Origin of the sequence: Bacillus sp. MYb209, from assembly GCF_002975175.1 — a bacterium.
In the GTDB taxonomy this organism is placed as follows: Bacteria; Bacillota; Bacilli; order Bacillales; family Bacillaceae_G; genus Bacillus_A.
Genome location: NZ_PCNZ01000107.1, coordinates 1 through 2,072, shown reverse-complemented (window position 1 = coordinate 2,072; position 2,072 = coordinate 1). Strand labels below are relative to the sequence as shown.

3 protein-coding genes and 2 pseudogenes are annotated in these 2,072 nt (G+C 31.3%); 4 read left to right on the top strand and 1 reads right to left on the bottom strand.

The features are described from left to right. A pseudogene (locus tag CQZ94_RS30540) lies at window positions 1-571 on the top strand (T7SS effector LXG polymorphic toxin); the annotation flags it as partial. Between the two features lie 20 nt (window positions 572-591). Further along, on the top strand, window positions 592-810 hold the full coding sequence (locus tag CQZ94_RS30535; RefSeq protein ID WP_105588409.1) for a bacteriocin immunity protein: 219 nt from the start codon (window positions 592-594) through the stop codon (window positions 808-810). A 47-nt stretch (window positions 811-857) separates the two neighbouring features. Here the strand turns inward: CQZ94_RS30535 and CQZ94_RS32195 are convergent. Continuing rightward, window positions 858-1,088: pseudogene (locus CQZ94_RS32195) on the bottom strand (N-acetylmuramoyl-L-alanine amidase); the annotation flags it as partial. Between CQZ94_RS32195 and CQZ94_RS30525 the strand changes: the two are divergent. Together CQZ94_RS30525 and CQZ94_RS30520 are read left to right on the top strand one after the other, a co-directional pair. Beyond that, window positions 1,051-1,317, top strand: a complete 267-nt coding sequence (locus tag CQZ94_RS30525; RefSeq protein WP_258166094.1) for a hypothetical protein — start codon at window positions 1,051-1,053, stop codon at window positions 1,315-1,317. The pseudogene CQZ94_RS32195 and the gene CQZ94_RS30525 overlap by 38 nt on opposite strands. A 3-nt stretch (window positions 1,318-1,320) precedes the next feature. Beyond that, window positions 1,321-1,845 carry a hypothetical protein gene (locus CQZ94_RS30520; RefSeq protein WP_048517219.1) on the top strand — a complete coding sequence of 175 codons (525 nt, stop codon included), beginning with the start codon at window positions 1,321-1,323 and terminating at the stop codon, window positions 1,843-1,845. The last annotated feature ends 227 nt before the right edge of the window (window positions 1,846-2,072 follow it).

The window sequence follows — 2,072 nt, the reverse complement described above, 5'->3', positions numbered from 1 at the left end:
GAAGCAAACAGCTGATATTTTACAATCTTTTAAGAAAGATGTTTCATATGCTTTTTCTGGTGGAAATATCATAACCAAGATACCTCAAAGCGAACTAAATCAGGCCTATTATAATTTTGCAAAGACTACAATTTCTAGTGCGGAAAAAAGAAAATCTCCAGGAACAGTAACTTCAAGTTTTAATCTTGAACGAAGTTTAGGGACTCAAAAGAAATTAATGTATAATAAGGGTTCAATTGGTGTTATTCCGCAAGAAATTCGAAATAAGTTGGTTGGAAAAGAATTCAAATCATTCGATGAATTTAGAGCTGAGTTTTGGAAAACAGTTGCTGATTCGAGCTACGCAAACGAATTTAATCGCATGAACAGAATGAGGATGCTGGAAGGTAAAGCACCTTATACTCCCGGATCAGAGCAGTATGGAGCACATAAAGTGTATGTCTTACACCACAAGCAACCTATTCATCAAGGGGGCGATGTCTATAACCTTGATAACTTAATCATTGTATCTCCTAAGACTCACCAAACCATCTTAGACCCTGCTTATCATTTTGGAAAAAAAGGGTTATAAATTTATAAGGGGAAGATAACATGAACAGTAAAATGACTAAAGATGATCTTATTAAACTTGTAGAACAAATATGTGATCCTAAATTACCAGATGAGTTGGGTAGTAAGTATATTGATATCTTAAAGGCGAATGTGCCTCACCCAGCTCCGAGTGACTTGATTTTTTGGGATTTTAGAGACTTAACGCCAGAAGAAATAGTAGAGATTGCTTTGAACTACAAAGAAAAAGAAGAGAAATAAAATATTAAAGGACAAGCTGCCCACCTAAAAATGGGCGGCTTTCTTCATTATCTAAATCTAAGCCAACTTACATAAAAATCACTAGCCGTAATATAGTACTTATGCCCCTTCGAATTATAAACACGATACTGCGGATACCCATTGACATTTACCTTTGCGTCGATTGTAAATCCTACTCCTGCATCTAAAGTACCAGCAACATCTTTATCCTGCCAAGAAAGAGCATCATAAAAACGTAGATTGTTAACTTTCGAAACAACTCGCTTCCCTACAATTGAAATATATTATCCACGAGATAGAGAATTAGCAAAAAAATTAATTGATAAAGTAAAATATGCTATGGATCCAGATCATCGATGGGATTTAGGGCTTAATGGAGAAGATATTAGGAGTAATCTTCAATTTATGGATCAATTTACAAATAGAAGAATTGGTGGACTTTTAGGAGTACAATTAAAAGATGCTCCTTATGGTTCGAGAGTAAAAATAAATATCGAGAGGGAATAAAAAATGGATAAATCAGTATTAGAAAAAATAGAATTAGTTAAGAATATTTTAGGCGATGACCCATTTAGTTTGGTTATTGGTGAAATTGTGGAAGAAGAAAAAATAATTGATAAAAAATTAGAAGAGACTATTTTAAAAGATTATTATTTCATTACAAGCAAATATAAAATATTGAATGGTGGAGTAATCACTATATATGGTCATCAAAAACTTGAAAGTATTCAGTTTTATACGGAAGACATGCCAGGTGGTGCTGATAAATGGCTTTGTATAGGGACAATAGAAAATTACCCATTATTTATTGATAAAATTAATGGAGAAATATCTTGTTTGTTTGGAGATTTAATTGATCAAAACTTTGTTATTGAATCATATGGTGATTTTAATAATTTCTTACAAAACTATTATTTAGGACAAAAATATTGTGAATTAGGTAATAAGTTTGTTCAATCTGGAGGGATTAGTGACACAGTAGGTAGTAAAGATGATGATTGGTATCAATTACTAGAAGATCATAATTTATTGTAATACATTAAGTTGATGTGTTATGAATAACATTATAAAAGATAAATTTTTTATTTAAAAGAAATGTAAATATCTAAATAAAAAAGAAGAACTCCTTGTATTGAGGTAACGTTCTTCTTTTTTATTGATCTATGTAATTATCCATCAAAAATGTAATACTTACAGTTATTACGTAAAATTGGTATGATTTAGGTATCACTTCAAGGAGGTCATTACATGAGTTACGATAC

What these genes read in the sequence shown, in the direction of transcription:
- CQZ94_RS30535 (WP_105588409.1), top strand. Translation starts at nt 592, where the DNA reads ATGAACAGTAAAATGACTAAAGATGATCTTATTAAACTTGTAGAACAA.
- CQZ94_RS30520 (WP_048517219.1), top strand. Translation starts at nt 1,321, where the DNA reads ATGGATAAATCAGTATTAGAAAAAATAGAATTAGTTAAGAATATTTTA.